The organism is Abiotrophia sp. (assembly GCF_057275535.1).
Window position 1 is genome coordinate 14441 of record NZ_DBHIRJ010000003.1, and the last position, 18179, is coordinate 32619.

The 18179-nt window shown below is 45.8% G+C and carries 17 protein-coding genes and 1 pseudogene; 1 reads left to right on the forward strand and 17 read right to left on the reverse strand.

The window, feature by feature from the left end:
- Nucleotides 1–21: 21 nt before the first annotated feature.
- The 9 genes and pseudogenes from dnaK to rbfA form a co-directional block, all read right to left on the reverse strand.
- The gene (gene dnaK, locus ACO53F_RS02775) at nucleotides 22–1854 is read right to left on the reverse strand and encodes a molecular chaperone DnaK (RefSeq protein ID WP_485137210.1); all 1833 of its coding nucleotides are present in this window, start codon (nucleotides 1852–1854) and stop codon (nucleotides 22–24) included.
- 57 nt (nucleotides 1855–1911) lie between these two features.
- Nucleotides 1912–2508 carry a nucleotide exchange factor GrpE gene (gene grpE, locus ACO53F_RS02780; RefSeq protein WP_485137211.1) on the reverse strand — a complete coding sequence of 199 codons (597 nt, stop codon included), beginning with the start codon at nucleotides 2506–2508 and terminating at the stop codon, nucleotides 1912–1914.
- Nucleotides 2509–2552: 44 nt separating this feature from the next.
- Nucleotides 2553–3542 (reverse strand): heat-inducible transcriptional repressor HrcA, encoded by a 990-nt coding sequence (hrcA, locus tag ACO53F_RS02785; RefSeq protein ID WP_485137212.1) that lies wholly within the window; start codon nucleotides 3540–3542, stop codon nucleotides 2553–2555.
- A gap of 175 nt (nucleotides 3543–3717) precedes the next feature.
- Nucleotides 3718–4587 carry a YitT family protein gene (locus tag ACO53F_RS02790; RefSeq protein ID WP_485137213.1) on the reverse strand — a complete coding sequence of 290 codons (870 nt, stop codon included), beginning with the start codon at nucleotides 4585–4587 and terminating at the stop codon, nucleotides 3718–3720.
- Nucleotides 4588–4590: 3 nt separating this feature from the next.
- Nucleotides 4591–5763 (reverse strand): radical SAM family heme chaperone HemW, encoded by a 1173-nt coding sequence (gene hemW / locus ACO53F_RS02795; RefSeq protein WP_485137214.1) that lies wholly within the window; start codon nucleotides 5761–5763, stop codon nucleotides 4591–4593.
- Between the two features lies 1 nt (nucleotide 5764).
- On the reverse strand, nucleotides 5765–6712 hold the full coding sequence (gene ribF, locus ACO53F_RS02800) for a riboflavin biosynthesis protein RibF (protein ID WP_485137215.1): 948 nt from the start codon (nucleotides 6710–6712) through the stop codon (nucleotides 5765–5767).
- 5 nt (nucleotides 6713–6717) lie between these two features.
- Entirely contained in the window at nucleotides 6718–7647 is a 930-nt protein-coding gene (gene truB / locus ACO53F_RS02805; RefSeq protein ID WP_485137216.1) for a tRNA pseudouridine(55) synthase TruB, read from the reverse strand.
- Between the two features lie 98 nt (nucleotides 7648–7745).
- Nucleotides 7746–10442, reverse strand: a complete 2697-nt coding sequence (ppc, locus tag ACO53F_RS02810) for a phosphoenolpyruvate carboxylase (RefSeq protein WP_485137217.1) — start codon at nucleotides 10440–10442, stop codon at nucleotides 7746–7748.
- Between the two features lie 139 nt (nucleotides 10443–10581).
- Nucleotides 10582–10929, reverse strand: a pseudogene (gene rbfA / locus ACO53F_RS02815) (30S ribosome-binding factor RbfA); the annotation flags it as partial.
- On the opposite strand from rbfA, the gene ACO53F_RS02820 reads away from it, so the two are divergent.
- Complete coding sequence (locus ACO53F_RS02820) at nucleotides 10909–10959, forward strand: hypothetical protein (protein WP_485137358.1); 51 nt, start codon at nucleotides 10909–10911, stop codon at nucleotides 10957–10959. The pseudogene rbfA and the gene ACO53F_RS02820 overlap by 21 nt on opposite strands.
- Here the strand turns inward: ACO53F_RS02820 and infB are convergent.
- From infB to pyrH, 8 genes are all read right to left on the reverse strand, one after another.
- Nucleotides 10956–13253, reverse strand: a complete 2298-nt coding sequence (infB, locus tag ACO53F_RS02825; RefSeq protein WP_485137218.1) for a translation initiation factor IF-2 — start codon at nucleotides 13251–13253, stop codon at nucleotides 10956–10958. The genes ACO53F_RS02820 and infB overlap by 4 nt on opposite strands.
- A 38-nt stretch (nucleotides 13254–13291) precedes the next feature.
- Nucleotides 13292–13588 (reverse strand): L7Ae/L30e/S12e/Gadd45 family ribosomal protein, encoded by a 297-nt coding sequence (locus ACO53F_RS02830; protein WP_485137219.1) that lies wholly within the window; start codon nucleotides 13586–13588, stop codon nucleotides 13292–13294.
- A complete protein-coding gene (rnpM, locus tag ACO53F_RS02835; protein WP_023392073.1) occupies nucleotides 13585–13890 on the reverse strand; it encodes an RNase P modulator RnpM in 306 nt (101 codons plus the stop codon). Before rnpM ends, ACO53F_RS02830 begins: the two co-directional genes overlap by 4 nt.
- A gap of 23 nt (nucleotides 13891–13913) precedes the next feature.
- Entirely contained in the window at nucleotides 13914–15104 is a 1191-nt protein-coding gene (gene nusA, locus ACO53F_RS02840) for a transcription termination factor NusA (RefSeq protein WP_485137220.1), read from the reverse strand.
- Between the two features lie 21 nt (nucleotides 15105–15125).
- Entirely contained in the window at nucleotides 15126–15599 is a 474-nt protein-coding gene (gene rimP / locus ACO53F_RS02845; RefSeq protein ID WP_485137221.1) for a ribosome maturation factor RimP, read from the reverse strand.
- A gap of 121 nt (nucleotides 15600–15720) precedes the next feature.
- Complete coding sequence (locus ACO53F_RS02850) at nucleotides 15721–16647, reverse strand: 2-dehydropantoate 2-reductase (RefSeq protein ID WP_485137222.1); 927 nt, start codon at nucleotides 16645–16647, stop codon at nucleotides 15721–15723.
- A gap of 111 nt (nucleotides 16648–16758) precedes the next feature.
- Nucleotides 16759–17280, reverse strand: coding sequence for a ribosome recycling factor (gene frr / locus ACO53F_RS02855; RefSeq protein WP_373690453.1), 522 nt, complete (start codon nucleotides 17278–17280; stop codon nucleotides 16759–16761).
- A gap of 157 nt (nucleotides 17281–17437) precedes the next feature.
- On the reverse strand, nucleotides 17438–18160 hold the full coding sequence (pyrH, locus tag ACO53F_RS02860; protein WP_023392068.1) for a UMP kinase: 723 nt from the start codon (nucleotides 18158–18160) through the stop codon (nucleotides 17438–17440).
- Between the last annotated feature and the right edge of the window lie 19 nt (nucleotides 18161–18179).

The window sequence follows — 18179 nt, forward strand, 5'->3', positions numbered from 1 at the left end:
CGTTGGTCCTTACCTCTCAAATTAGTCGATTTCTTCGAACTCAGCGTCTACAACGTCATCGCCAGCGGCACTTGTATCAGCTTGAGCTTGCGCATCGCCTTGAGCTGCTTGAGCTTGGGCCGCGGCTTGCTCATAGAGTTTAACGGTTAAGTTTTGGACGATTTCATTGAGGGCGTCACGTTTAGCCTTCATTTGATCTAAATCATTGGCCTCGATGGCTGCCTTGAGTTCGTCACGAGCTGCTTCAGCCTTTTTAACTTCTTCTTCAGAAACCTTGTCTTTAAGGTCAGCTAAAACTTTGTCAGTTTGGAAGACTAATTGATCTACTTCGTTGCGGAGGTCAGCTTCTTCACGACGTTTCTTGTCGGCTTCAGCGTTAGCTTCCGCGTCTTTGACCATGCGGTCGATTTCTTCGTCAGTTAGACCTGAGCTAGACTTGATAGTGATTGTTTGTTCTTTACCAGTCCCTAAGTCCTTAGCACTTACGTTAACGATCCCGTTCTTGTCGATGTCAAAGGTAACCTCGATTTGTGGGATACCACGTGGTGCAGGTGGAATATCGGTCAATTGGAAGCGACCGAGGGTCTTGTTATCAGCCGCCATTTGACGTTCCCCTTGAAGGACGTGTACGTCTACCGCAGGTTGGTTGTCAGCTGCTGTTGAGAAGACTTGTGACTTGCTAGTTGGGATGGTCGTGTTGCGGTCAATCAACTTAGTGAAGACGCCACCCATGGTTTCAATCCCTAATGACAATGGTGTTACGTCTAAGAGGACGATGTCTTTCACGTCACCGGAGATAACACCACCTTGAATAGCAGCACCCATAGCCACTACTTCGTCAGGGTTAACAGATTTGTTAGGTTCTTTGCCAGTTTCCTTACGAACTGCTTCTACAACGGCTGGAATACGAGTAGAACCACCAACCAAGATTACTTCGTCGATATCGGATTGAGTTAAGCCAGCATCTTTGAGGGCTTGACGAACAGGTTGTTTAGTACGTTCTACTAAATCGTGTGTTAATTCTTCGAACTTAGCACGAGTCAAGGTCAATTCCAAGTGAAGTGGGCCTTCAGCTGACGCAGTGATAAATGGTAAGCTGATTTGGGTAGTAGACACACCAGATAAGTCCTTCTTAGCTTTTTCTGCAGCGTCTTTGAGACGTTGGAGGGCCATCTTATCTTTAGAAAGGTCTACACCATGTTCTTTCTTAAATTCAGCAACTAAGTAGTCCATAATCTTTTGGTCGAAGTCGTCCCCACCTAAGTGGTTGTCCCCTGAAGTTGACAATACATCGAAGACGCCATCACCTAATTCAAGAATAGATACGTCGAAGGTACCGCCCCCTAAGTCGAAGACCAGGACTTTTTCTTCTTTGTCAGTCTTGTCTAAACCATAGGCCAAAGCAGCGGCTGTTGGTTCGTTGACAATACGTTCAACTTCTAAACCAGCGATTTTACCAGCATCTTTGGTTGCTTGACGTTGTGCATCGTTGAAGTAAGCAGGTACCGTGATAACCGCTTTGTCGACTTTCTCACCTAAGTAGTCTTCTGCATAAGACTTCAAGTATTGCAGAATCATAGCAGAGATTTCTTGTGGTGTGTAGTCTTTACCATCCATGTGGACCTTGTAGCTACCATCACCCATGTGACGTTTGATAGAGCTTACGGTTGATGGGTTGGTAACGGCTTGACGCTTAGCTACTTCCCCTACTTGGATTTCACCATTTTTGAAAGCCACAACAGATGGAGTTGTACGGTTACCTTCTGGGTTTGGGATAATTTTTGCTTCGCCGCCTTCTAAGACAGATACGGCAGAGTTTGTAGTCCCTAAGTCAATACCAATAATTTTTGCCATAATAGTTTCCTCTTTTCTTTTAGTTTGATTTTTTAGTCTGGAATATTCATTAAATTGTTACTGAGCGACAATGACCATCGCGGGTCTTAAAACCCGGTCTTGTAACAAGTAGCCTTTTTGTAAGACATTGATGACTGTATCAGCTTCCTGACCCTCGCCTGCTGGCATCATGCTAACGGCCTGATGGAAATTAGGGTCAAAGGCTTGGTTCAATGGGTCAATGACGCTAATGCCTTCTTTTTCAAAGGCTTGTTGGAACTGCTTGTAAACCATCTCGATGCCCTTATGGATGGCTTTGGCATCTTCAGACTCAGCTGGGGTTGCCAAGGCGCGTTCCAAGTTATCAGCTACATCTAAGAGATGGCTGGCCAAGCTTTGCGAGCGATATTTGGCTGCATCTTGGCGTTCACGTTGGTTAATGCGTCGCATGTTCTGGATTTCCGCCTGTAGACGTAAGAGTTGGTCGGATAAAGCTTCTTTTTCAGCCTCTAACTGACCGACTTGGTCTTCCGCTTCCTCAATGGCTTGATCTAGGCTGTCGCTTGATTGATCAACTTCAACCTCTTCTTGATCAGCACTGTCTTGAATCTTATCAAGCATTTCATCTTGAACAGGCATGTCTTGCTTGAGTACTTCTTTTTCTGTTTTTGACACGTAATCGCCTCCTTTAAGGGTTTGGTAATTCTGGGTGTGGCTACTTAATAATGGGCCAGTTCATGCGTGATGTGATGCATCAAGCCCAGTACACGCTGATAAGGCATAGTAGCGGGACCAACTAGGCCGATGATGACCTGTTGTGCTTGATACTGATAGGATGAGGTCACTAGACTGACGTCTGCTAGGCCTCCCAATCCCAGTTCAACTGCTAAGCCTTGCTTGGCTTCGAGTAGCTGGAACATTTCTGCTGACCCATCGATTAGGTTGAAGAGTCGCTTGTAATCTGACACTTCTACTGAATCGAATAAGTTATTCTTACCACTGACATAGTAACTACGCCCCTTCAAATGGCGCATTAATTTGGTGATAACTGACGAAAAGTCGACTTGGAAGCCAACTAAGCGCTGCATCAAGAGTGGCAAGGTCAATTTAAGTCGTTGCTGTGCTTCTAGTAAGGGTAAGCCAACAATTTCTTGGTTGATGGCTTGAGTCAAACGACCCAAGTCCTCTCGACTTAAGGATCGTGGTAAATCTACTAGATCACTTTCAACGCTTCCCTTGTCAGTCAAGACAATGGCGACAATCCGACTCTCGCTGAGTTGTATCAAGCGGAACTCACTTAAATGATACTGTTCCTTGAATTCTCCCAAAACGACGGCCGTATAGCCAGTCAAGGAGACCAAGATATCAGCCGCCAATTGGGCGTGCTGCATAGCGTCAAAATGGCGATCACGGAAGATAGATTGAATTACCTCACTATCTTGCTTAGCCATTTGAATATCTGCTTGATCCTCGATCAGTCGATCTACATAGTAGCGGTAACCATCAAAGGATGGAATCCGTCCACTAGAAGAATGAGCCTTCTTGAGATAGCCAATGCGCTCAAGTGCCAACATATCGTTTCGTACGGTTGCCGGTGAGACATCCAATAGACTCTTCTGAAGCAGGGTCTTAGACCCAATCGGTTCTTCATACTGGCCATACAGCTGCACAATCAACTGTAAAATTTGTTGTTGCCTAGCTGTTAACATTGTTCTCACCTCTTTTTTTAGCACTCTTTTACCTCAAGTGCTAATGCTAGTATACACCCTATTTTACCCCTTGTCAACCCTTTTGAGCATAAATTTTAGCACTCTTTTTATTAGAGTGCTAATTTTACCTAGAATAAAAACTCGCACTGGTTAAAAGCGCGAGTTTATAAGCTTTTTAGCGATGAGGAATCTGTTGACCAGTCTCAGCATCTAGATAGAAGGAGAAACCTTCCCCATGTACTTGTTGGACATTGGAGATAATCATAAAGGCAGTTGGATCAATCTCAAGCACTGTCCGTTGCAGAGGTAGGAGCTGGTTACGGCTAACCACAATGAAGAGGACATCTTTGTCATTGCGGGTGTAGTAACCTTGCCCTTTGAGGATGGTAATCCCGCGTTGAATGCGTTGGGAAATAGCCTGAGCCACTTTATCCGAATCCTTAGAGATAATGGTAACGGACTTCTTAGGGTTGAAACCTTCTAAGATAAAGTTCATGATGCGGGTAAAGACAACCAACATGGCTAAGGTTAAGACCGTCTTCTCTAAGCCGATAACAAAGGAAGTTGAAAGTACGACGACCGTATCAATCATGAGGAAACCAGCAGAGGTGTTAATCCCAAAATATTTATTGAGAATCATCACGATAATGTCAGCCCCAGCGGTAGTCCCGCCGCCTAGGAAAACCAAACCAAGCCCTACCCCAATCATAGCACCCGCCATAAGAGGAATAATCATGGAATTTTCGGGAATAAAGCCTGTGGAAGGCAGAATCTTTTGGAAGACGGAAATACACATAACCGATACAATGGTCAGATAGAGGGTTTCCCGCTCTAGATAACGCCACCCAATAATTAAGAGGACCACGTTGATGATCCAGTAAGTAATAGCGTTATCCCAACCTAGCGTATACTTGAGTAGTAATGTGACCCCGGTCACGCCACCCTCCCCCATATGGTTAGGCACCAGTAGCAAATTAATGGCATAGGCAAAGATTAAACTCCCTAAAACTACTAAAAAGAAATTCTTCAAAAATTTACGATTCATCAATTAATCCTCCTTATTCATTATTTGCGGCCTTTCCTTGAGCCAACCGATCAAATCCCGAAAGACTAGATCAGCTAGGAAAAGGCCCCTTGTTGTTAAATAAATGCGGTCACTTTCTTCTATTAAAAGACCACGCTCAGCTTGCTGTCTGAAGAAATCAGCAAACAAGACTTCCGCCCGATAGCCAAAACGTGTTTGGAAGTCTGTTAGGCAGACCCCTTGCGTGGTCCGCAAGGCCAAGAAGAGAAATTCTTCCATCTGATCAACTAAGTCCAAGGGACTAGCATCAATAATAGGCTTATTTCCCGCTCTTAATTGTTTAAGGTAATGGTGAACGGGCCCGTGATTGTAATAACGCGTCCCATCTAAGAAACCATGGGCACCCGCACCAAAGCCATAGTAAGGCGTATAACGCCAGTAACCTAGATTGTGTTGCGATTCATAGCCTGGTTTGGCGAAGTTGGAGACTTCGTACTGGTGGATGCCGGCTTCCTTGAGTCGGTTAATAGCCAATTGAAACATGTCAGCATCAACATCTTCGCTAGGCAGGGGCAACTTACCCTGGCGCATGAGTTGCTGGAAGACCGTCTGATTCTCAATAATCAGAGAATAGAGGGAATAATGAGGCAAATCCAAAGATAAGGCCTTGGTCAAACTCTCATCGAAGTCCGCTAAAGTCTGTTCTGGTAAACGAAAAATCAAATCAATACTGAGATTTTCAAAGCCTACCTGGCGAAACCAGTCAATGGACTGGTAGATTTGCTTTTCCCGATGATTACGTCCGATTTTACGGAGTAGTCGGTCATTGAAGGTCTGGACCCCCATACTGATACGGTTAACCCCCTGGTCTTTGAGCAGACGACATTTTTCTAGACTAAGTTCACCCGGGTTAATCTCAAAAGAAAATTCGGTCTTGTCCGTCAGGGGCAAGCGCCGGTGAATAGAGGCTAACAAGTAATCCAACTCTGACAGAGACAAGCAACTTGGGGTCCCACCCCCAATATAGAGGGTATCTAGGGGCTGCGTCTGATCTAACTCGTAGGCAGCCATTTCCTGGTCCAAGGCGGCCAGATAATCCCCGACTGGTTGGCCATCATAGAAAAACTTATTAAAGGCACAATAATGGCAAATTTTCTTGCAGAAAGGAATATGGATATAGGCGGCCTTGGCTTGCATGCTAGCCCTCCTTATTAATTTGCTGGAAGTAAGCTTGCGAGGCTGCTTGGTCAGCCTGCAGTTGTTGAATTAGGCCCTTAACCGATTCAAATTTAACTTCGCCACGTAGATAGTGATGCCAACGAACTTTAACGGTCTCACCATAAATGAGCTGGTTGAAGTTAAAAATATGCACCTCGCAGGTCAGACCTGTCTCCGTCTCAAAGGTCACATTATAGCCAATCGAAGCCATGCCTTGATGCCAAATGCCATTGACTTGAATCTCGACCACATAGATACCCGGCCCTGGTTGGACTTGGTCAGCTTGGGGACGAATATTAGCCGTTGGAAAGCCAATGGTTCGCCCACGCTTCTCACCATGAACGACCACACCGCTGGTCTCGTAGACATAGCCTAGAGCCAAATTGGCCTCATCGATTTTTCCTTCTCTTAAGAGTTCCCGAATGGGTGTCGAGCCGATTTTTTCCTGATTAAGCACCAGTTCAGGCACTTCAATAATTTGGAAGCGATCAGCTGCGTGTTGCGGTAAGGTGGACATGTTGGCTTCTTCTTTTGGACCATAAGTATAGTCAAAACCTGCTACCACCACCTGAGCCTTAAGGCCGACAATGTATTTTTCAACAAAAGCTTGAGGAGACTGGGAGCCAAAGGGATAGGTAAAATCGACTAAGAAGACTATGTCCACCTGATTGGCTTCAAGCAATTCCATCTTACGGTCTAAGTCTGACAGGTAATCCATCTCAGCTGCTGTCAGTCGACTGTATACGATTTTAGGATGTTGGTTGAAGGTCATGACCGCCAAAGGCAAACCTAAGCGGTCAGCCTCGCGACGTCCGGCTTGAATGACAGCCTGATGCCCCCGGTGCACGCCATCGAAGAATCCTAAAACCAAGACAATAGGCCCCTTAAGTTGCGGAAGATTTGGATGATGTATTCGAATAATTTCCATGTTGTCTATCGTGACTCCTCTTCATAACTAAACATCTTCAAGGGCTTGACCATATCAGGTTTGCTTGGATGTGGCCCGTAAATGGCACGAACTTTGCCTTGGTAGTAGCAAGCGGTAGCCTCTTTGAGAGCTTGGTTGAAAGCAGTGCTTGGCACAACCTGCCCATTCTTGACTATGGGCCACTCTGAATCTTGCAAGTGGTAATGTGGGCAAAAGTTGATTGCTTGATCCAGTGGGACTAGGATGTGACTAACTCGCCCTTGATCTGCCGCTTGGGCCACTTCTTCTAGGCTATGGGCCTGAGACAAGCTATAGCCCCCCGTCATGTAGCGGACCAGATGAGACATGTGGCTTGGATAGCCTAGCTTAGCGCCTAGATCGACTGCTAGGGTTCTAACATAGGTTCCCTTGCCGCATTGGACATCAAAAGACCAGCGTTGCAGGCCTTCTTGTGGGTCGAATTCACTGGCCCCTAGTCGTTCAAAACGGTCTATCCGAGCAATTCGTCGTGGGCGTTCCACTTGCTGACCTGCACGCGCATACTCATAGAGGCGCTTGCCGCCTACTTTAACGGCTGAGTAATAAGGCGGAATCTGAACAATCTCTCCTAGAAAAGCCGCCATGGCGGCATCAATTGTGGCATCAGACACTGGCTCTTCAAGTCGCTTACATTCGACAGGCGCTCCGTCGGCATCCTCCGTCTCGGTAGAAAAACCCAAGGTAATTTCGCCTCGGTAGCCCTTTTGACCGTCCATGAGGTCTTCTACTAACTTAGTTGCTTGGCCAATACAACAGACTAAGACACCTGCTACGTTAGGATCCAAGGTGCCGGTGTGGCCAATGCGTTTCGTTCTGAGAATTTTGCGTAATTTAAAGACAACATCGTGACTGGTCATGCCAACTGTTTTATTAATTACCAAGATTCCGTGATACATAGTGTGCGACGCTCCTTTAAATTTCATAACGATTTATTATATCAGATTTAAGGCCAAAAGACTAACAAAGGGCTTAGATAAGGGCTTCAGAAGTGCCATCAACCAGAGTTACGCAAGCCAGTCGCAATCCCATTAATGGTAATGTGCAGAATCTTGCTAGCCAAAGGACTGAGCGGTTCTTGACGAGACCGTCTAATCAGTTCCACCTGCAAGTAATTTAGGGCATTGAAGTATGGCAGACGCATGGCTAAGGAATCACGCAGGTAATTGTTTTGCGCCAACAGCTGCGCTTCCCCTTCTATTTGTAAGAGGAGATCCTTGGTGCGTTGCCACTCTGCTTCTAAGATTTGGAAGATGGCTTGACCATTATCATCCTCAACTAGTTGGCTATAGTAACGAGCCACTTCCATATCAGATTTAGCCAAGACCATGTCTACATTAGACAGTAGTGCTCGGAAGAATGGCCATTCTGCATACATTTCTTGTAATAAAGCTAAATGACCAGGGTCTTCTTCAATAAAACGTTGGAAGGCAGTTCCTACCCCATACCAACCTGGGAACATCATGCGACTCTGTGACCAAGAGAAGACCCAAGGTATAGCCCGCAGACCATCAATATCGGTCACCTTCTTACGTGAGGCAGGTCGAGAGCCAATATTAAGCTGGCTAACCTCCTTAATTGGCGTTGCTTGGAAGAAGAAATCGGAGAAGCCAGGAGTTGCAAAGACTAATTGACGATAGGCTTGATAGCTCCAATCAACCAAGCGATTCATTACCGCTTCATAAGGCTTGCTGTCTTGAACTTCATGGGCTAACAAGACATGAGACAAGGAGGCCACTAACATGTTTTCCAATTGATAATAGGCTGTGTCAGGATTACCATACTTGGTCCCAATGACTTCGCCCTGCTCTGTCACCCGCATCAAACGGTTAATAGTCCCAATAGGTTGCGACATAATGGCCTCATAACTTGGCCCACCGCCACGTCCGACGGTTCCCCCACGTCCGTGGAAGAAACTAATGGTAATGCCCTCTTCCCTACCTAAACGGGTTAATTTATTCTGTGCTAGATAGAGAGCCCAGCCAGAAGCAAGGTAACCCCCATCCTTGTTGGAATCCGAATAGCCTAGCATAATTTCCTGACACCAATCTTGGCTTTCTAGCCATTTCTGAACAACTGGTAAAGCTAAATAAGTCGTCATGACGTCCAAGGATTCTTCCAAGTCTTCAATGGTCTCGAAGAGTGGCACTAGTTGGACATGTGCCCAATTAGGACCGATTAAGCCTACTTCCTTGAAGAGCAAAGCCAACTCTAACAAGTCTGAGACGGAAGTAGTATGAGAAATAATGTGGCGTTTGATGATGCGGTGGCCCAAACGATTTTGTAGGTCAACGACGGCTTGATAAATAGCCATCTCACGTCTCAGAATATCTGATGGTTGATTTAAGGCGCTCGACAAGCGGCGAGGTTCTTGGGTTAACTGGTGTAAGAGGCAGTTGATTTTGCTTGCTTCATCTAGCTGACTATAATTTTCCTCAACCTTGGATTGTGCCAATAATTCAGCCACACAGGCCTCATTAATGCTGGAGTCTTGTCTTAGGTCGATACTGGCTAAATGGAACCCAAATACTTCCACACAGACAATTAAGGATTCTAGCGGAGCTAATGTGTGTGATTCCTTGCCATCGGCTTTAAGCGCCTCTAAGACAAGATTTAAGTCAGCCTTGAAGGTCTCGGCATCTGGATAGGCTTGGGCTTGAGGTTGAGAATCCTCCCCTAAAATTAAGGATTTGCTAGCGCAAAGGCGATTCTTAATGGTATTTAAGGCCTTACGATAAGGTTCTTTTTGGCGGAAAATCGAGTAATCTTCAGATGCTTCTGCTAATGCAGCCAATTCAGGGGTCACAGACACTAAATCACTGGAGAAAGAATAGCGGCGATAAAGCTGATCCAGGCTGCTTAAGTAATAGTCTAAGATAACTTGTGATTGAATGTGGGCGGTCAGGCGTAAGGTTTCCGCGGTCACATAAGGGTTGCCATCCCGGTCCCCACCAATCCACATGCCCATAGTAATTGGCAGGGCATGCTGAGATTCTATCTCTAAAGCAGATAGGGCTTGGCGATAATTGAGGGTAATATCCGTGATACTTTCAATCAGAGATTTCTGATAATAGGTCATGACATTGGCAATTTCATTTGCGACTTGTAGCTTCTGCTCGCGAATCAAATCTGTGCCTAAGATAATTTCAATGACGGCTTCAAGCTCGTGTTGCCAAGCTTGTCGGTCTAAAAATTCAGGTCTGGTGTTACGATAGTCCCTTAAAAGGCCATAAAGCTTATCCATGAGATCTAACATGGACTTACGTTGAACCTGAGTTGGGTGAGCCGTTAAGACTGGCTCAATGGTCATGGGACCTTCAAGCACTTGCCCCTTGCCTGCTTGCTTGATGGCAGCCAAAGTGGCTGGCAACTCCCCTTGAAAATCAGTGTGACGACAACGTTTCATTTTAATCTGACTCGCTAACTCCACGTCTTCTGCGATGTTAATCAGGAATGGCAAGGCCGAGAAGTAACGGGCTACTAGCGCTAAATCTTCTTCAGCCAGTGGCTGAATAGCTGCTACATAAGCCGAGTAGTCCCCTTGATCCGCTAAATTCTTAAGCTTGGCTAATAAGGCTTGGTGCTGGGGTGAGGTCATGGAAGTAAAGGCTCGCTCAAGAGCATCTGTAAGAAGCTGAGATAAATGCGTAACTTGACTCTGTTGAATCTGGTTTTCAATATTCACGGATGTCACCTTCTCTTTGGCAAAAATATCTAACTCTTATTATAGGTTAAATAGACTAGTTAAACAAGTCGCCCTCCTCATACTTGTGCTGACTTAGTCACATTTTGAGCCATCAAAAAAGAGACTAGGCTAACCTAGTCTCTTTGGCTTATTCTGCTTGATCTTGTTTATGAATTTGATTGAGTAATTGATCAATGCGATTTCCGTAGTCCACTGAACGGTCACGTTCGAAACGAATTTCAGGTGTCTTGTAGAGCTTGAGAACCTTGCCCAGTTCACTGCGAACCAGACCTGTTACTGCCTTGAGCCCCGCTTCCGTCTTCTGACGCTGACCAGCCTTATCGCTGAGTGTTGAGTAGAAGATGGTCGCCTGTTGCAAGTCGCCTGTTAAATCCACATCGGTAATGGTCACCCCTTCGATACGCGGATCTTTGGCTTCGCGTAGCAAAATGCGGTTGACTTCACGCATAATTTCTTGGCGGACACGGCCTACACGATAGTTTGCCATAGGCTTGCTCCCTCCTAGCTACGTTTGACTTCAACCATACGGTATGGTTCGATGATGTCGTCAATCTTAATGTCGTTATAGTTTTCAATCATAATCCCGCACTCAAAGCCTTTAGATACTTCTTTGGCATCGTCTTTGAAGCGTTTAAGGCTAGCTAGTTCGCCTTCATAGATGACAATATTATCACGAATAATCCGAACCTTGCTGTTACGTTGGATGAAGCCATCCAAGACATAAGAACCTGCAATGGTACCAACCTTAGAAACGACGAAGGTTTCACGTACAACCACTTGACCGGTAATTTCTTCCACGTATTCAGGATCCAACATACCCTTCATGGCTGTTTCGATTTCCTCGATCACATTATAGATAATGCGGTGGAGGCGGATGTCGATTTCATTATCGTTGGCCAAGGAACGAGCTTGTGGCGTAGGACGTACGTTAAAGCCGATAACAATAGCACCTGAAGCTTGAGCTAGGGTAATATCACTTTCGTTGATGGCACCTACCGCTTGGTGGATAATGTCCACGCGGACGCCTTCAACATCAATCTTCTGAAGACTAGCAGACAAGGCTTCAACGGAACCTTGTACGTCCCCTTTGATGATGACATTAACAGACTTGAGCTCGCCTTCTTGGAGGCTCTCGAACAAGTTGTCCAAGGTCACCTTCTTCTTAAGGTCACGCATAGCCAATTGTGCACGTTTAGCACGTTCTTCACCTGCCGCACGAGCAGATTTTTCGTCTGGGAAGACTACAAAGAGGTCACCCGCTTGCGGCGCGTCATTCAAACCAGTAATTTCAACTGGCGTTGCTGGCCCCGCTTGGCGAATACGACGGCCAGCGTCGTTGACCATGGTCCGGACTTTACCGAAGGCATTCCCGACTACGATTGGATCACCAACATGAAGGGTCCCTTGTTGTACCAAGAGGGTGGCAGTTGAACCTTGAGACTTGTCTAAACGAGCTTCGATAACAGTCCCGATAGCTAAACGTTGAGGGTCAGCCTTCAATTCTTCTACTTCAGAAACTAAGAGAATCATTTCTAAGAGTTCTTCAATGTTTTGATTGAACTTAGCGGAAATTGGCACGAAGATGGTTTCCCCACCCCATGCTTCTGGAATCAAACCGTGCTCGGTTAATTCTTGCATGACTCGATCAGGGTTAGCCCCTGGCTTGTCAATCTTGTTAATAGCTACGATGATTGGAACATCTGCAGCCTTAGCGTGGTTAATAGCTTCAACCGTTTGAGGCATAACCCCGTCATCCGCTGCTACCACAATGATGGTGATGTCAGTAACATCCGCACCACGAGCACGCATAGTGGTGAAGGCCTCGTGACCAGGCGTATCCAAGAAGGTAATTAACTTGTCGTTAATCTTCACTTGGTAGGCCCCGATATGCTGGGTAATCCCGCCGGCTTCACCTTCGGAAACGTTGGTGTTACGCAATTGGTCCAAGAGAGTGGTCTTACCATGGTCGACGTGACCCATAATGGTTACAACTGGTGGACGCGTTACTAAGTTTTCAGGCTTAATTTCTTCTTGAGCGAAGTGACGTTCCAAGTCAGCATTATCAATGACCACTTTTTCTTCCGCTTCTACCCCATATTCCATGGCAATTAATTCAATAACTTCCTTGGAAAGAGCTTGGTTTTGGTTGGCCATAACCCCTAACATGAGGAGTTTCTTGATGATTTCACTAGCGTCACGGTGGAAGAGCTTAGCAATCTCTTGGATATTCATACCTTCCGTGTAGACTAACTTCTCTGGTAATTCCTTATGCTTACGAGCAGTAATCCCCTTGGATTCGGTGACATTAGCATTTTGACGGTTGTGCCGGCCACGGTTCTTACGACGGCTACCACCCGTCCGACGATTCCCATCAAAGTCTGCTTGGTTATGACGTTGATTTTGGTTGTTAGACTGTTGGCCATTATGGCGGTTACCTTCAGTCTTAGCCTTGGCTTGGCCTTCATGTTTTTTAGCAGACTCTTGGCCATGTGGCTTCTTAGCTTGCTTGTTGCCTTGGTGGGCTTGATTTTGGCCTTTGCTTTCAGGCTGTTTGTGACCTTGCTTGGCTTCAGGCTTAGCCTTAGGCGCTTGCTTGTCTTGTTTTGGCTTTTGCGTAGCTTTCTCTGCTGGCGCAGCCTTTGGTTGACGCAGTAAGCGTTCCAATTCTTGAGTTTGTCCCTCGGTCATGGAGGACATATGGCTATTGAATTCAATACCATTTTTCTTTGCCAATTCTAATACAGCCTTGGAGCTCATATTATGTGCTTTGGCAAATTCATATACGCGACTAACTGTCATTGTCTCACCTTCCTATTCCTAAGAATTGGTCAGTAGGGCTAATAGGAAAGATAGGTCTTAGCCATCCCCTGGTTGGTGATGGCCACGATTGAACGAGTCTTTCCCACAGCGTGACTGATTTGTTCTCGGTTAAATGTCATTTCTAGTGGAACATGATAGCGCTGGGACCAATCCTGATAACGTGCGCGGGTAGCTTCGCTGGCATCTTGGGCACAGATGACCAAGGCCACGCGTCCGCGTTTAATGGCTTTCTCGACGAGTTCGTCACCACTAATCAGGTTACCCGACCGGTTGGCCAGACCTAACATGTTCAATTTCTTTTGTTCTGGTGTCATAGTAATTCTTTACGCGCCTGTTGATGATCAATATAGGCATAGAGTTCATCGTAGAAGGCGTCTTCCACTTTCATACTGAAAGCACGGTCAAAGGTCCGTTTCTTCTTGGCTTCCAAGGCCAGATTACGGTCTAGGCCAATATAAGCACCACGACCATTTTGACGACCACTTGGATCAATCGAAATCTGCCCTTCTTTGGATTTGACCACCCGGACCAGTTCCTTCTTAGGGAACATAGTCTGGGATACAATACATTTACGCATTGGCACCTTGCGTGGTGCTTGCTGTTTCTTCGTTTGCATCGGGTCCCCTCCTTCGCTCAGCCTTATTGTTCGTCAGCAGGTTCAGATTCAAGCTTTAGATCTTCTACTTCAACTGCTTGGTCTAGTGTCTCAGCTGGAAATTCGTCTGCTAAATCCTCTTGACCAGCTTCAGCTGCAGCTTGAGCTTCTAAGGCTAAGGCTGCTTGCTCTTCTAAGTAGTCAGCATAAGAAGATTCTGACTTGATATCAATCTTATAGGTAGTCAAGCGAGCTGCTAGCCGGGCATTTTGACCACGTTTACCGATAGCCAAGGATAATTGGTTATCCGGTACTACTACGATGCAGGCATGCGCTTCTTCGTTGAAATCAACCTTGAGAACTTGAGCAGGACTCAAGGCATTTTGGATGAAGACAACTGGATCTTCATTCCATTCGATGATGTCCATGTTTTCGCCGTTGAGTTCGTTAACGATAGCTTGAACACGTTGACCACGTGGGCCCACACAGGTCCCAACAGGGTCGATATTCTTGTCGCGTGAACGCACTGCTACCTTGGCACGGTCACCTGCTTCACGAGCAATGGCCATGACTTCAACCGTTCCATCGTAGATTTCTGGAACTTCCTGCTCGAAGAGGCGGCGCAAGAAATCATTATGTGCACGGCTGACCACGATTTGTGGGCCTTTGCTTGTCTTATCAACCTTCGCTACATAAACCTTAATACGTTGATCAGGCTCAAATTGTTCGCTAGGGATTTGTTCCCCAAGGGGCATGATAGCTTCCACACGGCCAATATTGACATAGATAAAGCGGTGATCTTGACGTTCTACCGTCCCGGTCATGATTTCATCTACATATTGGCTAAATTCCTCGAAGATATTCTCCCGTTCAGCTTCACGAATACGTTGCATAATGACATGCTTAGCTGTCTGAGTCGCAATACGACCGAAGTCCTTAGGTGTTACTTCGAATTTGATTTTGTCGCCAATTTCGTAAGCGCGGTTAATCTTGAGCGCTTCTTCTAGGCTGATTTCTAAGGTCGAATCATAGTTGGTTTCTACAACTTCTTTGACCGAGTAGACCTTAATGGTGCCCTTATTCTCATCGAATTGGACCTCCACGTTTTGGGCTTGGTCATAGTTTTTCTTATATGCTAGAGCTAAGGCAGATTCTAGGGCTTCTTTTATGATTTGACGAGAAATCCCCTTTTCTTCTTCTAAAACCTGCATTGCTTTAACAAGTTCCTTACTCATTGTCTATCCTCCAGTAGTCTATTAGAACTTAATGGCCAGACGCGCTTTGGCGATGGCTTGGCGTTCGATTTCTAGTTGTTTTTTGACAGTTTTAATTTGGACAGTCAGCGTAACTTTGTCATCTGTCACAGCATCTAAAGTCCCTTCATGGCTCTTAGCACCATGTTGTGGCGCATAGTAGTCTAAATGTACATACTCACCCACTGCCTCTCGCAAGGCTTGATCAGTTTTCAATGGCCGTTCCGCCCCTGGTGATGAGACCTCTAAGAAATAAGCCTCAGGAAATGGGTCTGGCTTAATACTATCCAGATGTTCGCTGATTTGCTCACTGATGGCCGCACAGTCATCAATGTCAATCCGTCCTGGTTTATCCGCATAGATGCGCAGGAACCAAGACTTACCTTCCTTGACATATTCCATGTCAACCAAGTAGCAGCCGTTGGCCTCTACTATCTCGGTAATGGCTGGTGTCACCTTATCTAAAATTGCACTCATAGTTCACCTCATTCTCTCATGCAAAAAGAGCAAGCGTCACCGCTCACTCCTTTCCAACTTGATTTCGACTGTATTCATTATACCATAAAGAGCCTACGTGTCAAGCCTTTGGGCTTAGTTACTAGGCGCGCACCCCAATTTGACGCTCCTTAACATGGATGAACTCCGTCACCATCTTGCAGTAAGGTGTATCAATGCCTAAGTCGGCCCCCATACGTGCAACAGCCCCATTGATGTAGTCAATTTCAGTTAGGCGTTTTTGTTGAACCAGATCTTGGTGCATTGATGGATAGTGACCTGCTAACTTAACCGACAAGTCCATAAGATACTGGTAGATTTTCTCTTCATCGAGGACAATGCCTTTGGCTTTGGCTACAGTGACGAACTCGTGCAGGAGTTGGCGAACGATTAAGCGTCCCTCTTCCGAAGAGAAGAATTCTGCAATGGTACAATCTGTTAAGGCACAAGTAGAGTTCATGGTCCCATTGACACAGGCCTTAGTCCAGATAGCCTTAAAGACTTCCTCGTCATATGTCGCATTAAGCCCAGCTTGGTTAAGTAAAGCTTCAACCTCTAGACCAAGTTCTTTTCCGCTTGGGTCAAGCGCACAGAAATTAATAGTCCCGGAATCTTTGAGACGAACTTGCCCCGGACCGACTAGGACAGCTGTCCAAACTGTTACCCCCATCATAATATTATGTGGATCCACGTATCGTTTAATAACTTCTTCATGTCCTAACCCATTGAGTAAACAGAAAACCTTGGTGTGCTGATCACGCAAGTGAGCCGTTTCCTTCAAAGTTGTCTCCAATTGGTGGGCTTTGACGAAGAGAATCATGAGGTCACAGACGGGCGCATCTTGACCAAATGGCCGAATATCTAAGGCTACCGTCTTGTCTTGGTCTCCGGTAATAATTAGGCCTTTCTCTTTGATTGCTTGAATGTGGTCTTGCCAGCCATCGAACAAGACAACTTTTTGGCCAGCTTCAGCCATTTGATAGCCGAAACGGCAACCCATTGCACCGGCACCTACAATATAGGTTAACATAACAAGTCCCCTCCTATGTAAGTTTATTAACTAACTTCATTATAGCACTTTTTAGGTAAGAAAAAAAAGACGCAAATCCTGTTATGAAACAGAATCCGCGCCAATAAAGTCTTATTTTTCTAGGATTTCTTTTTCTTTTTCAGCCGTTAATTTTTCGATTTCTTTAACGAAGTCGTCTGTTAACTTTTGAATGTCTTTTTCTAGACCCTTCAAATCATCTTCAGTGATTTCCTTGTTCTTCTCTGCCTTCTTAGCATGGTCAATGGCATCACGACGGATGTTACGAACGCGGACCTTAGCCCCTTCTTGTTCCTTACCAACGGTTTTAGCCAATTCTTGACGTCGCTCTTGAGTCAAGGCCGGAATGACCAAGCGCACCACAGACCCATCGTTAGATGGCGTAATGCCCACATCACTCATTAAGATAGCTTTCTCGATATCCCCTAGAGTGCCTTTGTCATAAGGGGTAATCAAGAGCATGCGAGCCTCTGGAATGGTGATGGATGCTAATTGGTTAAGTGGAGTTGGCACGCCATAGTATTCAACACTAATACGGTCTAAAATGCTGGCATTAGCGCGCCCAGCCCGAATAGAACCTAACTCGCGTTGGTAGGCGTCAACAGTCTTTTGCATACGTTGCTTAGTATCTTTGATTAATTCAGTAGTCATTGAGACAGCCTCCTGCATATTTTCTACTAACTTATTATAGCATATTTAATCAAGCTTGAGTATAGCCTATTTTTATCCAAAAAGAGCGCCCTAGAGACTAGGAAACGCTCTTATAACTTCATTATTTGCCGCCAACGACCGTCCCGATGGATTCACCCAGCACAACACGGCGGATATTACCAGGTTCGTTCAAGTTGAAGACAACCAACGGAATATCGTTATCCATGCTGAGCGAGCTAGCGGTAGAGTCCATAACCTTTAGGCCTTTAGCAATAACATCTAAGTGGGACAAGTTGTCGAACTTAGTTGCATTGGCATCCTGGCGTGGATCAGCATCGTAGACACCATCCACATTGTTCTTAGCCATCAAGATAACGTCTGCGTTCACTTCTGCAGCACGCAAAGCGGCTAGAGTATCAGTTGAGAAGTAAGGGTTCCCGGTACCAGCTGCAAAGATAACCACGCGGCCCTTTTCCAAGTGGCGGATAGCACGACGACGGATGAATGGTTCCGCAATTTGGCGCATGTCAATTGAGGTTTGAACTCGAGTTGGCACGCCATTGTTCTCCAGAACATCTTGTAGGGCTAAGGAGTTCATCACAGTCGCTAACATGCCCATGTAGTCGGCTTGCGCCCGTTCCATGCCCATCTCAGCCCCTGTAATCCCACGCCAAATATTGCCACCACCGACAATAATGGCGATTTCTACGCCTAAGGCGTGAACTTCTTTAATTTCCTTGACCATTTCTTTGATGGTTGCTGGATCAATGCCAAAGCCAGATTGTCCAGCCATGGCTTCGCCGCTTAATTTCAAGACGACACGTTTGTATTTCGGTTCTACCATTTTCTTACTCCTTACCTTG